Genomic DNA, 15,760 nt, shown 5'->3' with positions numbered 1-15,760 from the left:
GCGAGACATCTAGACTGATGGCCGGTAATGGGGAGCTTCGCGGCTGATTACGGCTGATTACGGCTGTTCGACGGGGACGGGGGCCGGGGCGATGAGTTCCCACAGCCTGACCGGAGAGGCGAGATGGGGGAGTCATGAAACCGCTCGGACCAGGTGATCCCGCCTCTGTCGGGGACGGCAGATACCGGCTGGTCGGACGGCTCGGCCAGGGCGGAATGGGCGTCGTCTACTTCGGCCGGTCGCGGTCGGGCCGGGCGGTGGCCGTCAAGGTCGTACGGCCCGAACTGAGCACGGAACCGGGTTTCCGGCGCAGATTCGCCGACGAGGTGGCCGCGGCCCGCCGCGTCGGCGGCTTCCACACCGCGCCGGTCGTGGACGCCGATCCGGAGGGCGAACCGGCCTGGCTGGTGACCGCCTACGTCCCCGGCCCCACCCTGCGGGACCTGCTCGACCAGGTGGGCCCCCTGCCCGCGGACACGCTCACCGTGCTGGCCGCCGGCCTCGCCGAGGCGCTGGCCGCCATCCACCAGGCCGGGGTCATCCACCGCGACCTGAAACCCGCCAACATCATCGTCGCGGAGGACGGCCCCCGGGTCATCGACTTCGGCATCGCACGGGCCCTCGACGGTACGGCCCTCACTCAGACCGGGTTCCAGATCGGCACGCTCGGCTTCCTCGCGCCGGAGCAGCTCACCGGCGGCAGGCTCACTCCCGCGGTGGACATGTTCGCCCTGGGGGTGGTGCTCAGCCAGGCGGCGGGACGCGCTCCCTTCGGCGACGGGGCGTCGGCCGCCTGGCCCTACCGCGTCGTCCACGAACAGCCGGACCTCACGGACCTGCCCGGCGGGCTGCGCGAACTGGTCGCCGCCTGCCTGGCCAAGGACCCGCTCGACCGCCCCGGCCCGTCGGAGTTCCTCGACCAGCTCACGGTCCGACACCCGTCGGACACCTGGCTACCCGCCGAGGCGACCGCGCTCATCCGGAGACAGGTACCGGTGACGGACCGCCCGTCGGCGGCGCCCCTCGACCCGCGCGCGGGTGCGTTCGGGCCGCCGCCGGTCGCCGATGGACAGCCCCTGGCGATGGACCAGCGCGCGACGGTGTCCGTGACGCCGCCGGTCGGCGATGGGCAGGCACCGGCCGGCGACCAGCGCGCGACCGTCCACGCGCCGCCCCCCGTCGCCGAAGGGCAAGCGCTGGGCACCGACCCGCGCCCCGCCACGCCCGCCCCGTCGGCGCCGACCGAGGGCCGGGCCGTGGCCTCCCACCCCCTGACCGTCCAGTCGCCGCCCGGCCCCGGCTTCGGGCCCCCGCCGGTCCTCGCACCCGCCCCTGTCCCGCCCGGCGGGCCCGTCCCGCCCGGGGACGCCGGAGCGCCCGGCGGTGCCGGGCCCCGGCGCGGGCGCCGAGGGACGGTCGCCGTAGCGGCGCTGCTGGTCGCGGCGGTCGTCGCGGGGCTGCTCGTGTGGCAGCCCTGGACCGGTTCCGGTCAGGGCGATGCCGACGCGAGCGGAGCCTTGCCGTCGCCCCGGCGATCGACCCCCGCCGTCTTCCCCGACGCCCCGCTGCTGGTCCGGCTGGACACGGAACCCGGATCGTCGGAATGCCACAGCGTGATCGGCCGCCGCGACTCCACCACGGACAACCCCGAACAACTGATCGACGGGACCTGCGACGCCCTCCCGCAGTGGTCCCCCGACCACAAGTCGTTCGCGTTCACCCGCAAGACGGCCGACGGGGCGGCCGTGTGGACGGCGAACGCCGACGGCAGCGGCGTCCGCCGGATCGGCGCCATCTCGGGCGGCCGGGTCTCCTGGTCCCCGGACGGCAAGCGACTGGCCGTCCTGCGCCGCGACGGGGACGGTGTGCAGCAGCTGTTCGCCGTGAACGTCTCGGACCGCTCCGCGCAGCAACTGACCACCGGCTCCGGGAAGGTGGACGACCCGGCCTGGTCCCCCGACGGCAAGTTCATCGCCGTCTGCCTCCAGAAGCCCTCGGGCTGGCAGGTCCACGTCGTCGATCCGGCACAGCCGAGCGCCGAACCCCGGCAGGTGACCAACCAGCCCCGGCGGGCGCTGGACCCCGTCTGGTCCCCGGACGGCCGCTACTTCGCGTACACCGCCGGAGCACCCGACAAGGGGACGGGCGGAGACATCCACATCGCCAGGACCGACGGCAGCGACGACCGGACTCTGGTGCGGACGGCCGCCCAGGAGATGGACCCGGTCTGGTCACCGGACGGCAAGTGGGTGGCCTACGTTCGGGGGCCGTTCGACCGGCCGGTGATCTGGGCGATCCGCGCGGACGGCACGGGTGCCCGCAAACTCACCACTGGCAGCACACCGGAGGGGCACCCTTCTTGGCGCTGAGAAACGCCGTACCGGCTGTCGCACCTGATCACTATGCTCGCGGCATGAGAGAGGTCACGGCAACCCGCTACGTGGAGCCCCTGAGGTCGGGCGGTTCCGTCCCCGGCGTGGTCGAGGCCGACGACCTCGGCACCTACGTCGTGAAGTTCACCGGCTCCGCGCAGGGCCGCAAGGCACTGGTCGCCGAAGTGATCGTCGGAGAGCTGTCCCGCGCCCTGGGACTGCGCTTCCCCGAACTCGTCCTCGTGCACTTCGACCCGGAGATCGCCGACGACGAACCCCACCAGGAAGTACGGGACCTGCACAGTGCCAGCGCCGGCGTAAACCTCGGCATGGACTATCTGCCGGGCGCGCGGGACTTCACCCCGGAGGTCGCCGCGAGCTGCACGGTCGACCCGCTGGAGGCCGGAAAGGTCATCTGGCTCGACGCGCTGACCGTCAACGTCGACCGTACGGTCCACAGCTCCAACCTGATGATCTGGCCGACGCTCGGCATCGCACCCCCGCGCCTGTGGCTCATCGACCACGGCGCCGCCCTCGTCTTCCACCACCGCTGGGACGGCGCCGACCCCACGAAGGCCTACGACTTCCGCCACCACGCCCTCGGCCACTACACCCCGGACACCCGGGCCGCCGACGCCGAACTGGCTCCCCGGGTGACCGAGGACCTGCTGCGCGGCATCGCGGCCGAGGTGCCGGACGCCTGGCTGGCCGGCGAGCCGGGCTTCGCGACACCGGACGACGTCAGGGAGGCGTACGTCGGCTACCTGCACGCGCGCGTGCGGGCCTCGGCCGCCTGGCTGCCCACCGACTTCCCCACCCGGGAGGAACTCGCCGCCGAGGAGGCCCTCCGGGCGGCGAAGACACAGCGAGGCCGCCCGAGTTGGCTCAAGCGGGTCCCCGACCTGCACGGCAAGCCGGCGGCGGAACAGGATTGGTCGGTGCATCTCGGATGAGCCCCCACGCACCCGTCGTACAGATCGAGTACTGCACCCAGTGCCGTTGGCTGCCCCGCGCGGCCTGGCTGGCACAGGAGCTGCTCACCACCTTCGAGACGGAGCTGGGTGAGCTGTCGCTCAAGCCCGGCACCGGCGGCGTGTTCGTCGTCCGGGTCGACGACGAGGTGGTCTGGGACCGCAAGGAGCAGGGCTTCCCGGAGCCCACGGCCGTGAAGCAGGCCGTACGCGACCGAGTGGCCCCGGGAAGATCCCTGGGCCACTCGGACAAGCCGGATTCCTAGAAGACCAGAGGATCAGCCCTTGAGCTGCTCGTACGCCGGCAGGGTCAGGAAGTCCGCGTAGTCGGCGTCGAGGGCGACCGTGAGCAGCAGGTCGTGGGCCTGCTGCCAGTGGCCGGCCGCGAAGGCCTCCTCGCCGATCTCCGCGCGGATGTTCGCGAGTTCCTCGGCGGCGATCTTGCGGGCCAGCTCCGGGGTGGCCCGCTCGCCGTTCTCGAACTCGACGTCCGCGTTGATCCACTGCCAGATCTGGGAGCGGGAGATCTCGGCGGTGGCCGCGTCCTCCATCAGGTTGAAGATGGCGACCGCGCCGAGCCCGCGCAGCCACGCCTCGATGTAACGGATGCCCACCTGCACGGCGTTGACCAGTCCGTCGTACGTCGGCTTCGCCTTCAGCGAGTCCACGGCGATCAGGTCGGCGGCCTCGACGTGGACGTCCTCGCGGAGGCGGTCCTTCTGGTTCGGCCGGTCGCCGAGTACCGCGTCGAAGGAGGCAAGGGCGATCGGGACGAGGTCGGGGTGGGCGACCCAGGAGCCGTCGAAACCGTCGCCGGCCTCACGGTCCTTGTCGGCCTTGACCTTCTCGAAGGCGACCTTGTTGACCTCTTCGTCGCGCCGGGACGGGATGAACGCGGCCATGCCGCCGATCGCGTGCGCGCCGCGCTTGTGGCAGGTGCGGACGAGGAGTTCGGTGTACGCGCGCATGAACGGGGCGGTCATCGTCACGGCGTTGCGGTCCGGGAGGACGAACTTGGCGCCGCCGTCACGGAAGTTCTTGACGATGGAGAAGAGGTAGTCCCAGCGACCCGCGTTCAAACCCGAGGCGTGGTCGCGGAGTTCGTAGAGGATCTCCTCCATCTCGTACGCGGCCGTGATCGTCTCGATGAGGACGGTCGCGCGGACCGTGCCCTGCGGGATGCCGACGTAGTCCTGCGCGAAGACGAACACCTCGTTCCACAGCCGGGCTTCGAGGTGCGACTCGGTCTTGGGCAGGTAGAAGTACGGGCCCTTGCCGAGGTCGAGGAGCCGCTGCGCGTTGTGGAAGAAGTAGAGGCCGAAGTCGACCAGGACGCCGGGCACTTGCTCCCCGTCGACCTGGAGATGACGCTCGTTCAGGTGCCACCCACGGGGCCGCATGACGACGGTCGCGAGTTCGGCATCGGCCTTGAGGGCGTACGACTTGCCGCTCTTCGGGTCGGTGAAGTCGATGTTCCGGGTGTAGGCGTCGGCCAGGTTGACCTGACCGAGGACCACGTTCTCCCAGGTCGGCGCGGAGGCGTCCTCGAAGTCCGCGAGCCAGATCTTCGCGCCCGAGTTGAGGGCGTTGATCGTCATCTTGCGGTCGGTCGGGCCGGTGATCTCGACGCGCCGGTCGTTCAGCGCGGCGGGGGACTCGGCGACGCGCCAGGAGTCGTCGGCGCGGATCGCGGCCGTCTCGGGGAGGAAGTCGAGGGTCGAGGTGCGGGCGATCTCGGCACGGCGCTCCGCACGGCGCGCGAGAAGCTCGTCACGCCGGGGCGTGAACCGCCGGTGCAACTCGGCCACGAAGGCCAGCGCCGCGTCGGTGAGCACCTCCTCCTGCCGGGGCAGGGGCTCGGCGTCGACGATGGCCAGCGGGGACGGCGCTGGTGCGGACATGAGCGGTCACTTCCTTCAGCGGGCTGGGCTGTGGGTTGCTGGGTGCTGCTTGGAACGGATGTTTCTGCTCAACGGATGCTAGTTTCCTCATTGTGGAAGTTCAATAATTTGTTGACGTCGAGATTCTCTACTCCAGCCGGTCCAGGTCGGCCACCGTGTCGATGTCGTACGGCTGTGCCGCGTCACCGCACTCGACGAGGGTGAGCGCGTCGCCGTGGGCCTTGAGGTAGTCGCGGGCGCCCCGGTCTCCGATCGCGACCGTCGTGATACCCGCCCAGTGCGCGGCGCCGAACAGCACCGGATGCCCGCGCGTTCCGTCGTACGAGGCCGCCGCGAGGGACTTCTCGGAGGTGTACGCGGCGAGAACGCGGGCCATGGCCTCCGGCCCGATGCCAGGCTGGTCCACCAGCGAGACGAGGGCCGCGCGGGCCGACGTGGCCCGCAGGGACGTCAGCCCCGCCCGCAGCGAGGAGCCCATGCCCTCCGTCCACTCCGGGTTGTCGATCAGGACGCACCCGGGTAGGACGGCCCGCTTCCGTACGTCGTCGGCCCGCGCCCCGAGAACGACATGGATCGGATCGCAGCCCGCCGTACGCAGGGCGTCGGCCGCGTGTTCGACGAGGAGACGTCCGCGGTGTTCGAGGAGGGCCTTGGGGTGACCGCCGAGCCGTCGTCCCCCGCCCGCCGCGAGCAGCAGCCCCGCTACCTGGTCCGGCTTCTCCGTCATGCCTCCTGCATACCTGACGCGGAGGCGAACCGGCGGTGTTCACGGACGTTCGCGGGCTGAATTTCGGTCCATGGTGTGGCGCCTGTCGCGCGGGTGGCGTTTACTGTCCCGCGTCCCCGGCGCCCGACCAGCGCGATGGGGGTGTGCGGGGCGCACGTGGGGGCCGTGGGGGAGCTGTGTTGCGGAGCTTGGGACAGAGGTCGGTGACCGGCAGCGACGAAGATCCGAGAGTGGCGGAGTTGCGGACCGCGGTGTCCCGGCTGCGCCGCGAACTCGCCGCGCACCCGGCCGAGTTCCCCGACCGTGGCATCGCCGAGGACGAACTGGCGTCCCTGGCCGCGATGGCCATCACCGGCCGCCCCGAAATCCCGCGCCTGCGCCGCTCGTTGCTCCTGGTCGCCGGGGCGATCGGCTCGGTGAGTGCGTTGGCTCGGGGGCTGTCGGAGGTGCGTGCGGCGGTGGAGCTGTTCGGGGAGTCTCCGCGTCGCTGAGTGCTCTGTTGGATCGGCGGTTCATAGCCGCGGGTCCGGTAGGGGCTGGTCGAGCAGTTCCCCGCGCCCCTTTGGGGCGCTGTCCTGTGCCGGGGTTCGTCGCGCCAGGCGGCGGAGCCGCACGTCGACCTGACCCCGCGCCCGCCGTCAGTGCGTGGGGCTGCCCGAGCTGGCCAGTGCCTCCGACAGTTCGGCGGCGACCTGCTTCAGTACGGGGACGATCTTCTCCGTCGCCTCCTCCGTGACCCGGCCCGCCGGGCCCGAGATCGAGATCGCGGCGGCGGTCGGGGAGTTGGGCACGGAGACCGCGAGGCAGCGGACGCCGATCTCCTGCTCGTTGTCGTCGACCGCGAAGCCGAGTCGGCGTACCTCCTCCAGCGCGGTCAGGAAGTCGTCCGGGGTCGTGATTGTCTTGTTCGTCGCGGCCGGCATGCCCGTACGGGCGAGCAGGGAACGCACCTCGTCCGGCGGGACGTCGGCGAGCAGAGCCTTGCCGACGCCGGTGGAGTGCGGCAGGACACGCCGGCCCACCTCCGTGAACATGCGCATCGAGTGCTTGGACGGGACCTGCGCCACGTACACGATCTCGTCGCCGTCCAGGAGCGCCATGTTCGCCGTCTCGCCGGTCTCCTCGACCAGCCGGGCCAGATAGGGGCGGGCCCAGGTGCCGAGCAGCCGGGACGCGGACTCGCCGAGGCGGATGAGCCGCGGGCCGAGCGCGTACCGGCGGTTGGGCTGCTGTCGTACGTAACCGCAGACGACGAGCGTGCGCATGAGCCGGTGGATGGTGGGCAGCGGCAGCCCGCTGCTCACGGACAGTTCGCTCAGGCCGACCTCACCGCCCGCGTCGGCCATACGCTCCAGCAGATCGAAGGCGCGCTCCAGGGACTGCACACCACCGCTGGCGGCGGCGGGTTTGGCGGCGTCGGTGGAGCTGGCGCTGGGCGTCGGCACGGCGCGTTCCTTTCACGGCTGACAGGCGATGATGCAGCCTACCGGTCGGTTGCTTGACGGCCTGCTTGTATGTAGCTACGTTCTGATTTCTGGAACTGTAATTCCATTCTGTGGAAACATCCAGGTTGTCGCCGGGGTCACTCTTGACGGTATGAGGAGGGCGGGGAAGACTCCTTCAACAGAACGTTGAATTCCGTTACGTGGAAGTTAACGGCGGGATTCACGGTGGCAGAGAGGGGTCTCCGAGTGTCCGACGTCGAACTGGTGTTGCGCTCGACGCGCGTCATCACGCCCGAGGGGACGCGCGCGGCCACGGTCGCGGTCGCCGACGGCCGGATCACGGCCGTACTCCCGTACGAGGCCGACGTACCGCCCGGGGCGCGCCTGGAGGACTTCGGCGACGACGTCCTGCTGCCCGGGCTGGTCGACACCCACGTGCATGTCAACGACCCCGGCCGCACGGAGTGGGAGGGCTTCTGGACCGCCACGCGCGCGGCGGCGGCCGGCGGCATCACCACCCTCGTCGACATGCCCCTCAACTCCCTCCCGCCGACGACGACGGTCGACCACCTCCGTACGAAGCGGGAAGTGGCCGCGTCGAAGGCGCACATCGACGTCGGGTTCTGGGGCGGCGCGCTGCCCGACAACGTCAAGGACCTGCGCCCGCTGCACGACGCCGGAGTCTTCGGCTTCAAGGCGTTCCTGTCGCCGTCCGGTGTGGACGAGTTCCCGCATCTCGACCAGGAGCAACTGGCCCTGTCGATGGCCGAGATCGCCGGTTTCGACGGACTGCTGATCGTGCACGCCGAGGACCCGCACCACCTCGACACGGCCCCGCAGCAGGGCGGCCCCGAGTACGCCCACTTCCTCGCCTCGCGACCGCGCGGCGCGGAGGACACGGCGATCGCGAACCTGATCGCCCAGGCGAAGCGGCTGCACGCGCGCGTGCACGTGCTGCACCTGTCGTCGAGCGACGCGCTGCCGTTGATCGCCGAGGCGAAGGCGGCGGGTGTACGGATCACGGTGGAGACCTGCCCGCACTACCTCACCCTCACCGCCGAGGAAGTCCCCGACGGGGCCAGCGAGTTCAAGTGCTGCCCGCCCATCCGTGAGGCCGCCAACCAGGACCTGCTGTGGCAGGCGCTCGCCGACGGCACGATCGACTGCGTGGTCACCGACCACTCGCCGTCCACCGCCGACCTCAAGACCGCCGACTTCGCGACGGCGTGGGGCGGCATCTCCGGACTCCAGCTGAGCCTCGCGGCGGTGTGGACGGAGGCGCGGGGGAGGGGCCACTCCCTGGAGGACGTCGTGCGCTGGATGTCCACGCGTACGGCCGCGCTGGTGGGCCTCGGCGCGCGCAAGGGCGCGATCGAGGCGGGCCGGGACGCCGACTTCGCGGTGCTCGCCCCGGACGAGACGTTCACCGTGGACCCGGCGGCCCTCCAACACCGCAACCGCGTGACGGCGTACGCGGGCAAGACCCTGAGCGGGGTCGTGAAGTCGACCTGGCTGCGCGGCGAACGCATCGTGGCGGAGGGCGAGTTCACCGACCCGAAGGGACAACTCCTGACCCGCACCCCTTGACCCCCTCCGGCTTCCCGTTCCCCGGCACCCGCAGCGCCGACTCCGAAAGGCAGACCTGATCACCGTGACCGCGATTCCGAGCTTCACCGGCGACGCGAACCCCTACGGAGGCGGCGACCCGTACGCGGACTACCGCACCGCGGACTTCCCCTTCACCCAGTACGCCGACCTCGCCGACCGCCGTCTCGGGGCCGGGGTGATCGCCGCCAACGACGAGTTCTTCGCCCACCGCGAGAACATGCTCGTGCCCGAGCCCGCCGAGTTCGTGCCCGAGCACTTCGGCCACAAGGGCAAGGTCATGGACGGCTGGGAGACACGGCGCAGGCGCGGCGCGTCGGCGGAGCACCCGTGGCCGACCGCCGAGGACCACGACTGGGCCCTCGTCCGGCTCGGCGCGCCCGGCGTCGTACGGGGCATCGTGGTCGACACGGCCCACTTCCGCGGGAACTATCCGCAGGCCGTGTCGGTGGAGGGCGTGTCGGTATCCGGCTCCCCGTCCCCCGAGGACCTTCTGTCGGACGACTTGAAGTGGACGACGCTGGTACCGCGCACGAAGGTCGGCGGCCATGCGGCGAACGGCTTCGAGGTGTCGCTCGAACAGCGCTTCACGCACCTGCGCGTCAACCAGCATCCCGACGGGGGTATCGCCCGCCTGCGGGTGTACGGCGAGATCGTCCCCGACCCCGCCTGGCTGGCGGTGCTCGGCACCTTCGACGTGGTCGCCCTGGAGAACGGCGGCCGGGCCGAGGACGCGTCCAATTTGTTCTACTCACCGGCGTCGAACACCATCCAGCCCGGGCGCTCCCGCAAGATGGACGACGGCTGGGAGACGCGCCGCCGCCGCGACCAGGGCAACGACTGGATCCGCTACCGGCTGGTGGCCCGGTCGGAGATCCGGGCGATCGAGATCGACACGGCGTATCTGAAGGGGAACAGCGCGGGCTGGGCGACGGTGTCGCTCCGGGACGGCGAGGACGGGGAGCAGGGAGAGAACGGCGGCTGGACGGAGATCCTCCCGCGCACCCGCCTCCAGCCCGACACGAACCACCGCTTCGTCCTCCCGACCCCGGCAACGGGCACCCACGCGCGGGTGGACATCTATCCGGACGGCGGGATCGCCCGGCTGCGGCTGTTCGGCTCGCTGACGGAGGAGGGGGCGGGGGAGCTGGCGGCTCGGTATCAGGAGCTTGGGGGCTGAGGGGGCCTCCGGCGGGGGGAGGGAGCTGGGCGTAGACGGTCTGCGCGGGCCTTTTCCTCGCCCCCGCCGCCCCTACCCGTCCCATCCCCAGGGGCTCTGCCCCTTCGACCCCGTCAGGGGGCACAGCCCCCTGAACCCCCGGCGGGGACTGCGTCCCCTGCACCCCGCTCGGGGGCGCAGCCCCCTGGACCCCCGGTGGGGACTGCGTCCCCTGCACCCCGCTCGGGGGTGTGGGCCTGGACGTTCGTTGGGGACTGCGTCCCCTGCACTCCGCTCGGGGCTGCGCCCCTGGACCCCGCTCCGGGGCGTGGGCCTCGAAGTTCGGCGGGGACTGCGTCCCCTGGACCCCGCTCGGGGGTGCGCGCCTGCCCCCCCGGGGGAGTTCCCTCCGGGCGGGAACTCCCCCCGCCCGGAGCTGCACCTCTGGGCCTCCCCTGCGGATTGCGTCCAGTGCACCTCGCTTCGCGCTGGGCATCTGGCCTCCCGGCGGGCCGCCGCCCCACGTGCTGGCGGCGAACGGACACCGAGGTGAGGTGCCCGGAATCCCTGCCACCGATGAGTTGCGGGGCCCGGCGGGGTCTGAGGTGATGACAACCAGGACCCCTCCCAGAGAGCAGGTATCCGCCATGGGCACCCTCACCCTCACGTCCTTCGTCACCCTCGACGGCGTCTACCAGGCACCTGGCGGCCCCAACGAGGACCCGCGTGACGGCTTCACGCAGGGCGGCTGGAGCGTCCCGTACGGGGACGAGGACTTCGGCCGGTTCATCACCGAGGTCTTCGAACGCGTCGACGTCTTCCTCCTGGGCCGCCGTACGTACGACATCTTCGCCTCGTACTGGCCCAAGGTCACCGATCCCGCCGACCCGGTCGCGTCCCGGCTGAACGGTCTACCGAAGTACGTTGTCTCGTCCAGCCTCAGGGAACCGCACTGGGCCGGCACGACCGTGCTGAGCGGTGATCTCGGCAAGGAGGTCGCCGCCCTCAAGGAGCGCACCGACCGTGAGGTCCAGGTGCACGGCAGCGGCGCCCTCGCCCAGTCCCTCCTCGCCCTGGACCTCGTCGACAAGGTCCACCTGCTGACCTTCCCGGTCGTCCTCGGCGCCGGACGCCGTCTCCTTGCGGAGGGCGCCGTTCCGACCGCCTTCCGGCACATGGGAGGCCGTACGACCACGGCGGGCGTCTCCATTCAGACGTACGAGTCCGCGGGCCGCCCGGAATACGGCACGTACGAGCTTCCGGAGAACGCGTAGCAACGCGATCTGGTAGCAACGCGATCAGTTCGAGATGTCGAAGCGCAGCGTCATTCCGAAGTCATTCCGAACTGCCTTGCCCCGCGCCCAATGGAGATGTGGGGGGTACGCGGGGCAAGGGGTTCAGCGGTACATGCCGATCAGGTCGCGCCGTTCCTGGGACCGAGTCGTGGGGGGACTCAGCAGCCGTAGTCGATCAGGTCGAACGACGCGTAGTGGTCGGAGGTGTAGTAGTCCTCCTGGTACTCCTCACCCGTGACGATGCGACGGGCACCGCGCGTGGAGGAGCCAGGGGTCTTGACCGTGTACTCGTGGTAGTAACCGGTGGACTGCGAAGGCAGGATGCCCTCCCGGTTCTGGAAGACGCTGCCGTCCTGCGAGTACGGGTAGGGGCCGCCCTGCGCGATCAGGTTGAGCGTCGTGTAGGCCTGCGACGGCAGATCGTCGTAGCAGATGCTGCCCACTGCCGTGGTGGCGGCACCGGCCGTGCCGGCGGTGACGGTGCCACCCACCAGGAGAGCGGACAGAACAGCGGCTGCGGCGCCGATGCGAGTGATTCGTGGGGGGAATCTCATGACCCAATGATGACGCGCGTAGACAGTGGCATGTCAATGACAACCCCGAAGAATTTCCCGTCAAGTCCGATGAGTTTTCCGGAAGTTAACTTCGGGATCGGCCGCCCCCGTCACCCCCGCTTCCGGCTCTCGGCAGCCGCGAACAGCGCGAACGACAGCACGAGCAGTGCGACGCTCGCGTAGACCTCGTAGCCGTCGAGAAAACCGATCCTCCGTACGAGGCCCCAGTGCACATCGGTGAATTCGTGCAGCAGACCCGCGACGCCCTGCACCAGGGCGAGGAAACCGACGATCTCCAGTAGCTGCTTCATGCCGGGATCCTCGCCCCGGGCGCCGCCCGCCTCCATCGGCCGCAGGGCGAGGACTCGCCTCCCGAAGTCGCCGGCCACTCCCGGAGACACCGCCGAAAGTCTGCGGCGGCGCGACTTTGGTCGACGATCACAACTCGACAGGGGTGACACGGGCCAGGAGTGCGTAGATTTGTCGACTGTGAGTGGTGACAGGGCGACATCCGTTCCCGAGGCCCCGACGGCGTTCCCGGGGCGTCGGTGGCTCTTCCCGTCCGCCGTGCTCGACGGACTGGACCCCGTCTCCAACGCTGCCCCCGACTCCGGCTCCGAACGCAAGTGGGCCGGACGGTTCGGCCGGCTTGGCCTGTCCCCACGGCCCCGGCGCACCGCACGCGACTGGGTCGTCGACTTCACCTGCTTCCTGCTGGCCGTCGTCATCGGCGTGCTGGGCGCGGACGCCCTGGCCAACGACCCGAACACCCCTCACGCCCTCGCCCTCGTCGACCAGTGGCTCGGCGCCCTCGCCTGCGCCGCAGTCTGGCTGCGGCGCCGCTGGCCGCTCGGCCTCGCCGTCGCGATGCTCGCGGTCAGCCTCGTGTCGAGCACGGCGGGCGGGGCCGGCCTCGTCGCCCTCTTCTCCCTCGCCGTGCACCGGCCCTTCCGGTACGTCGGCCTGGTCGCCGCCGCCTCCGTCGTCGTGGTCCCGTTCTTCTACTGGCTGCGCCCCGACCCGGACCTGCCGTACCTCGTCTCGGTGATCCTCAGTGTGCTGCTGACCGCGACCGCGGTCGGCTGGGGCATGTTCGTACGGTCCAAGCGGCAGCTCATGCTCAGCCTGCGGGACCGGCTGCGGCGGGCCGAGACGGAGGCGGCGCTGCGGGCCGAACAGGCGCAGCGGCTCGCCCGCGAGGCCATCGCGCGCGAGATGCACGACGTACTCGCCCATCGGCTCACCCTGTTGAGCGTCCACGCCGGCGCCCTGGAGTTCCGGCCCGACGCACCCCGTGAGGAGGTCGCGCGGGCGGCCGGGGTCATCCGGGAGAGCGCCCACGAGGCACTCCAGGACCTGCGGGAGATCATCGGCGTCCTGCGGGCCGGCGACGCGGAGGAGGCGGGGCGCCCACAGCCGACGCTGGCCGCGCTCGACACCCTGGTGACCGAATCCCGCGAGGCCGGCATGAAGATCGTGCTGGACAGCCGTGTGACGGCACCGGCGGCCGTTCCCGCCTCCATCGGCCGCACCGCCTACCGGATCGTCCAGGAGGGCCTCACGAACGCCCGCAAGCACGCCCCGGGCGCCGAGGTCACGGTGTCCCTCGCGGGCGCCCCGGGCGACGGCCTGACCGTCTCCGTACGCAATCCCGCGCCCCCGGGAGAGATCCCGCACGTCCCCGGCTCCGGACAGGGCCTCATCGGCCTGACCGAGCGCGCGACGCTGGCGGGCGGACGGCTGGAGCACGGCACGGAGGCGGACGGGGGAGAGGGCGGACACGGGCACGCGCGCGTGGGGTTCGCCGTACGGGCCTGGCTGCCGTGGGGCGGACCTCTCTGAAACTGGACCTCTCTGAAGCGGGATCGATCCCCTTCAGCGCGGGACCTCTTTAAAGAGGAGGGCGTTTTCAGCCGCGCCCCGTACGCGGTACCACCCGATGTCCCGCCTCCCCGTACACCCAGCCCGAGGTCTCCTCGATGAACTCGGTCGGGAAGCCCGGCCGGAATCCGGTCGTCTCGTCCAGTTTGACCACCAGGTCCTCGGGGAGCGTCAGTTCGGCCGCGCCGAGGTTGTCCATGAGCTGCTCGACCCGGCGGGCGCCCAGGATCGGATGCACGGCGGGGGAGTGCGCCATGGTCCACGCGATGGCCACCTGCGCCGGGGACGCGCCGAGTTCGTCCGCCGCCGACTGCACGGCCCGCGCCACCGCGTGCTCATGCTCGCCGATCGCGTCCGCGGACAGCCGTACCGACTCGTCGGGGGCGATGCCCCGCGCGCGGGTGTACTTTCCGGACAGGATCCCGTTGTGCAGCGGACTCCAGGCCGCCACCGACATCCCGAACGCCTCGGCCATCGGCAGCAGTTCACGCTCGATGTCCCGGTTCAGCAGGCTGTACGGCACCTGCAGCGCGGCGAACTGCGACCAACCCCGCCACTCCGCCAGCGTGTTGGCCCGGGACACCACCCAGGCCGGGGCGTCAGAGATGCCGACGTACAGCACCTTCCCCGAGCGCACGGCGTCGTCGAGGGCACGCATGGTCTCCTCGACGGGCGTGGCGCGGTCCCAGATGTGGACCCAGTAGACGTCGACGTAGTCCGTGCCGAGCCGGCGCAGGCTCGTCTCCAGGGACAGCGTGAGGTTCTTGCGGTGGTTGCCCGCGGCGTTGGGGTCGGCGCCGTCGCGCGAGATCGTGTACTTCGTGGACAGCACGAGCCGGTCGCGCCGCCCCCTGAGGAGTTCGCCCAGGATCGTCTCGCTGGCCCCACCGCGGTAGTTGATCGCGGTGTCGACGACATTGCCGCCGGCGGCCTCGTACGCGTCGAGGATGCGTGCGCACTCCTCCCTGGGTGCACCCACCCCGCCCTGCTCACCGAAGGTCATGGCTCCCAGGAAGAGTTCGGAGACGCGCAGGCCGGTCCGGCCCAGCAGTCGGTAACGCACGAAAGGCCCCTCACTTGACGGATGTTCAGGCGGGCAATGTAGCCGCGCTCCGCCCGTGTCCGACCCGGCGCCGCACAACCGTGATTACGTAGGGCCATGACCGTGATCAGACTGCTCCTCGTCGACGACGACCCCCTGGTGCGGGCAGGCCTGTCCCTGATGATGGGCGGCGCCGACGACATCGAGATCGTCGGCGAGGCCGCGGACGGCAGTGAGGTCGAGGCGCTCGTCGGCCGCACCGGCCCGGACGTCGTGCTCATGGACATCCGGATGCCGACGGTGGACGGTCTGGCCGCCACCGAACGCCTCCGCGCTCTCAAGGACGCCCCGCAGGTCGTGGTCCTGACCACCTTCCACGCCGACGACCAGGTACTGCGCGCCCTGCGCGCGGGTGCCGCCGGCTTCGTCCTCAAGGACACCCCGCCCGCCGAGATCCTGGCCGCGGTACGCCGCGTCGCGGCCGGGGACCCCGTCCTGTCGCCCGCCGTGACCCGCCAGCTGATGGCCCACGCGGCGGGCGGCACGGCCGACACCCGGCGGGCCGGCGCCCGGGAGCGGATCGGCGCCCTGAACGACCGGGAACGCGAGGTCGCGGTCGCCGTCGGCCAGGGCCGCTCGAACGCCGAGATCGCCGCCGCCCTGTTCATGAGCGTCGCCACCGTCAAGACGCACGTCTCCCGCATTCTCGCCAAGCTCGACCTCAACAACCGAGTACAGATCGCCCTGTTGACGTACGACGCCGGACTCCTGGAAGAAAACGGGCACGACGGGCACTAGCCGGTGACGG

General features: G+C 71.1%; 15 protein-coding genes. 9 read left to right on the top strand and 6 right to left on the bottom strand.

Features of this window, described 5'->3' with window-relative positions; all coding sequences use genetic code 11:
• The first annotated feature begins 134 nt into the window (after positions 1 to 134).
• Genes LUX31_RS07370 through LUX31_RS07360 form a run of 3 tightly spaced genes read left to right on the top strand, consistent with a single transcriptional unit; the run spans position 135 to position 3,609 of the window.
• Complete coding sequence (locus LUX31_RS07370; protein ID WP_235473967.1) at positions 135 to 2,369, top strand: protein kinase domain-containing protein; 2,235 nt, start codon at positions 135 to 137, stop codon at positions 2,367 to 2,369.
• A 44-nt stretch (positions 2,370 to 2,413) separates the two neighbouring features.
• Entirely contained in the window at positions 2,414 to 3,325 is a 912-nt protein-coding gene (locus LUX31_RS07365) for a HipA family kinase (protein WP_235473966.1), read from the top strand.
• Positions 3,322 to 3,609, top strand: a complete 288-nt coding sequence (locus LUX31_RS07360) for a SelT/SelW/SelH family protein (RefSeq protein WP_235473965.1) — start codon at positions 3,322 to 3,324, stop codon at positions 3,607 to 3,609. The genes LUX31_RS07365 and LUX31_RS07360 overlap by 4 nt, the downstream gene beginning before the upstream one ends.
• Positions 3,610 to 3,621: 12 nt before the next feature.
• On the opposite strand, the gene aceB is transcribed toward LUX31_RS07360, so the two are convergent.
• On the bottom strand, positions 3,622 to 5,244 hold the full coding sequence (aceB, locus tag LUX31_RS07355; protein ID WP_235473964.1) for a malate synthase A: 1,623 nt from the start codon (positions 5,242 to 5,244) through the stop codon (positions 3,622 to 3,624).
• Between the two features lie 127 nt (positions 5,245 to 5,371).
• Positions 5,372 to 5,971: a nucleotidyltransferase family protein gene (locus LUX31_RS07350; protein WP_235473963.1), complete on the bottom strand. Its 600-nt coding sequence runs from the start codon at positions 5,969 to 5,971 to the stop codon at positions 5,372 to 5,374.
• Positions 5,972 to 6,147: 176 nt separating this feature from the next.
• On the opposite strand from LUX31_RS07350, the gene LUX31_RS07345 reads away from it, so the two are divergent.
• Positions 6,148 to 6,462, top strand: a complete 315-nt coding sequence (locus LUX31_RS07345) for a DUF5955 family protein (protein WP_235473962.1) — start codon at positions 6,148 to 6,150, stop codon at positions 6,460 to 6,462.
• Positions 6,463 to 6,609: 147 nt separating this feature from the next.
• Here the strand turns inward: LUX31_RS07345 and LUX31_RS07340 are convergent, their stop codons facing one another.
• Complete coding sequence (locus LUX31_RS07340) at positions 6,610 to 7,416, bottom strand: IclR family transcriptional regulator (RefSeq protein ID WP_235473961.1); 807 nt, start codon at positions 7,414 to 7,416, stop codon at positions 6,610 to 6,612.
• 246 nt (positions 7,417 to 7,662) lie between these two features.
• On the opposite strand from LUX31_RS07340, the gene allB reads away from it, so the two are divergent.
• From allB to LUX31_RS07325, 3 genes are all read left to right on the top strand, one after another.
• Positions 7,663 to 9,003, top strand: a complete 1,341-nt coding sequence (gene allB, locus LUX31_RS07335; RefSeq protein ID WP_235473960.1) for an allantoinase AllB — start codon at positions 7,663 to 7,665, stop codon at positions 9,001 to 9,003.
• A gap of 64 nt (positions 9,004 to 9,067) precedes the next feature.
• A complete protein-coding gene (alc, locus tag LUX31_RS07330; protein WP_235473959.1) occupies positions 9,068 to 10,201 on the top strand; it encodes an allantoicase in 1,134 nt (377 codons plus the stop codon).
• Positions 10,202 to 10,827: 626 nt separating this feature from the next.
• Positions 10,828 to 11,454 (top strand): dihydrofolate reductase family protein, encoded by a 627-nt coding sequence (locus tag LUX31_RS07325; RefSeq protein WP_235473958.1) that lies wholly within the window; start codon positions 10,828 to 10,830, stop codon positions 11,452 to 11,454.
• A 179-nt stretch (positions 11,455 to 11,633) separates the two neighbouring features.
• Here the strand turns inward: LUX31_RS07325 and LUX31_RS07320 are convergent, their stop codons facing one another.
• Both LUX31_RS07320 and LUX31_RS07315 read right to left on the bottom strand, forming a co-directional pair.
• Positions 11,634 to 12,029, bottom strand: a complete 396-nt coding sequence (locus tag LUX31_RS07320; protein WP_235473957.1) for a ribonuclease domain-containing protein — start codon at positions 12,027 to 12,029, stop codon at positions 11,634 to 11,636.
• A gap of 110 nt (positions 12,030 to 12,139) precedes the next feature.
• Positions 12,140 to 12,340, bottom strand: a complete 201-nt coding sequence (locus LUX31_RS07315; protein ID WP_235479827.1) for a hypothetical protein — start codon at positions 12,338 to 12,340, stop codon at positions 12,140 to 12,142.
• A 178-nt stretch (positions 12,341 to 12,518) separates the two neighbouring features.
• On the opposite strand from LUX31_RS07315, the gene LUX31_RS07310 reads away from it, so the two are divergent.
• A complete protein-coding gene (locus tag LUX31_RS07310) occupies positions 12,519 to 13,871 on the top strand; it encodes a sensor histidine kinase (protein WP_443045934.1) in 1,353 nt (450 codons plus the stop codon).
• A 67-nt stretch (positions 13,872 to 13,938) separates the two neighbouring features.
• Here the strand turns inward: LUX31_RS07310 and LUX31_RS07305 are convergent, their stop codons facing one another.
• Positions 13,939 to 14,973, bottom strand: coding sequence for an aldo/keto reductase (locus LUX31_RS07305; RefSeq protein ID WP_235473955.1), 1,035 nt, complete (start codon positions 14,971 to 14,973; stop codon positions 13,939 to 13,941).
• Positions 14,974 to 15,069: 96 nt separating this feature from the next.
• Between LUX31_RS07305 and LUX31_RS07300 the strand changes: the two genes are divergently transcribed.
• The gene (locus tag LUX31_RS07300; RefSeq protein WP_235473954.1) at positions 15,070 to 15,750 is read left to right on the top strand and encodes a response regulator; all 681 of its coding nucleotides are present in this window, start codon (positions 15,070 to 15,072) and stop codon (positions 15,748 to 15,750) included.
• The last annotated feature ends 10 nt before the right edge of the window (positions 15,751 to 15,760 follow it).

The sequence above is a fragment of the Streptomyces sp. GQFP genome (assembly GCF_021545335.1).
Classification (GTDB): domain Bacteria; phylum Actinomycetota; class Actinomycetes; order Streptomycetales; family Streptomycetaceae; genus Streptomyces.
Note: the sequence above shows the minus strand (reverse complement) of the source record. Positions and strands in the feature narration are given on the sequence as shown.

What these genes read in the sequence shown, in the direction of transcription:
- LUX31_RS07350 (WP_235473963.1), bottom strand. Translation starts at nt 5,971, where the DNA reads ATGACGGAGAAGCCGGACCAGGTAGCGGGGCTGCTGCTCGCGGCGGGC.
- LUX31_RS07365 (WP_235473966.1), top strand. Translation starts at nt 2,414, where the DNA reads ATGAGAGAGGTCACGGCAACCCGCTACGTGGAGCCCCTGAGGTCGGGC.
- LUX31_RS07325 (WP_235473958.1), top strand. Translation starts at nt 10,828, where the DNA reads ATGGGCACCCTCACCCTCACGTCCTTCGTCACCCTCGACGGCGTCTAC.
- aceB (WP_235473964.1), bottom strand. Translation starts at nt 5,244, where the DNA reads ATGTCCGCACCAGCGCCGTCCCCGCTGGCCATCGTCGACGCCGAGCCC.
- LUX31_RS07300 (WP_235473954.1), top strand. Translation starts at nt 15,070, where the DNA reads ATGACCGTGATCAGACTGCTCCTCGTCGACGACGACCCCCTGGTGCGG.
- LUX31_RS07320 (WP_235473957.1), bottom strand. Translation starts at nt 12,029, where the DNA reads ATGAGATTCCCCCCACGAATCACTCGCATCGGCGCCGCAGCCGCTGTT.
- LUX31_RS07370 (WP_235473967.1), top strand. Translation starts at nt 135, where the DNA reads ATGAAACCGCTCGGACCAGGTGATCCCGCCTCTGTCGGGGACGGCAGA.
- LUX31_RS07315 (WP_235479827.1), bottom strand. Translation starts at nt 12,340, where the DNA reads ATGAAGCAGCTACTGGAGATCGTCGGTTTCCTCGCCCTGGTGCAGGGC.
- LUX31_RS07360 (WP_235473965.1), top strand. Translation starts at nt 3,322, where the DNA reads ATGAGCCCCCACGCACCCGTCGTACAGATCGAGTACTGCACCCAGTGC.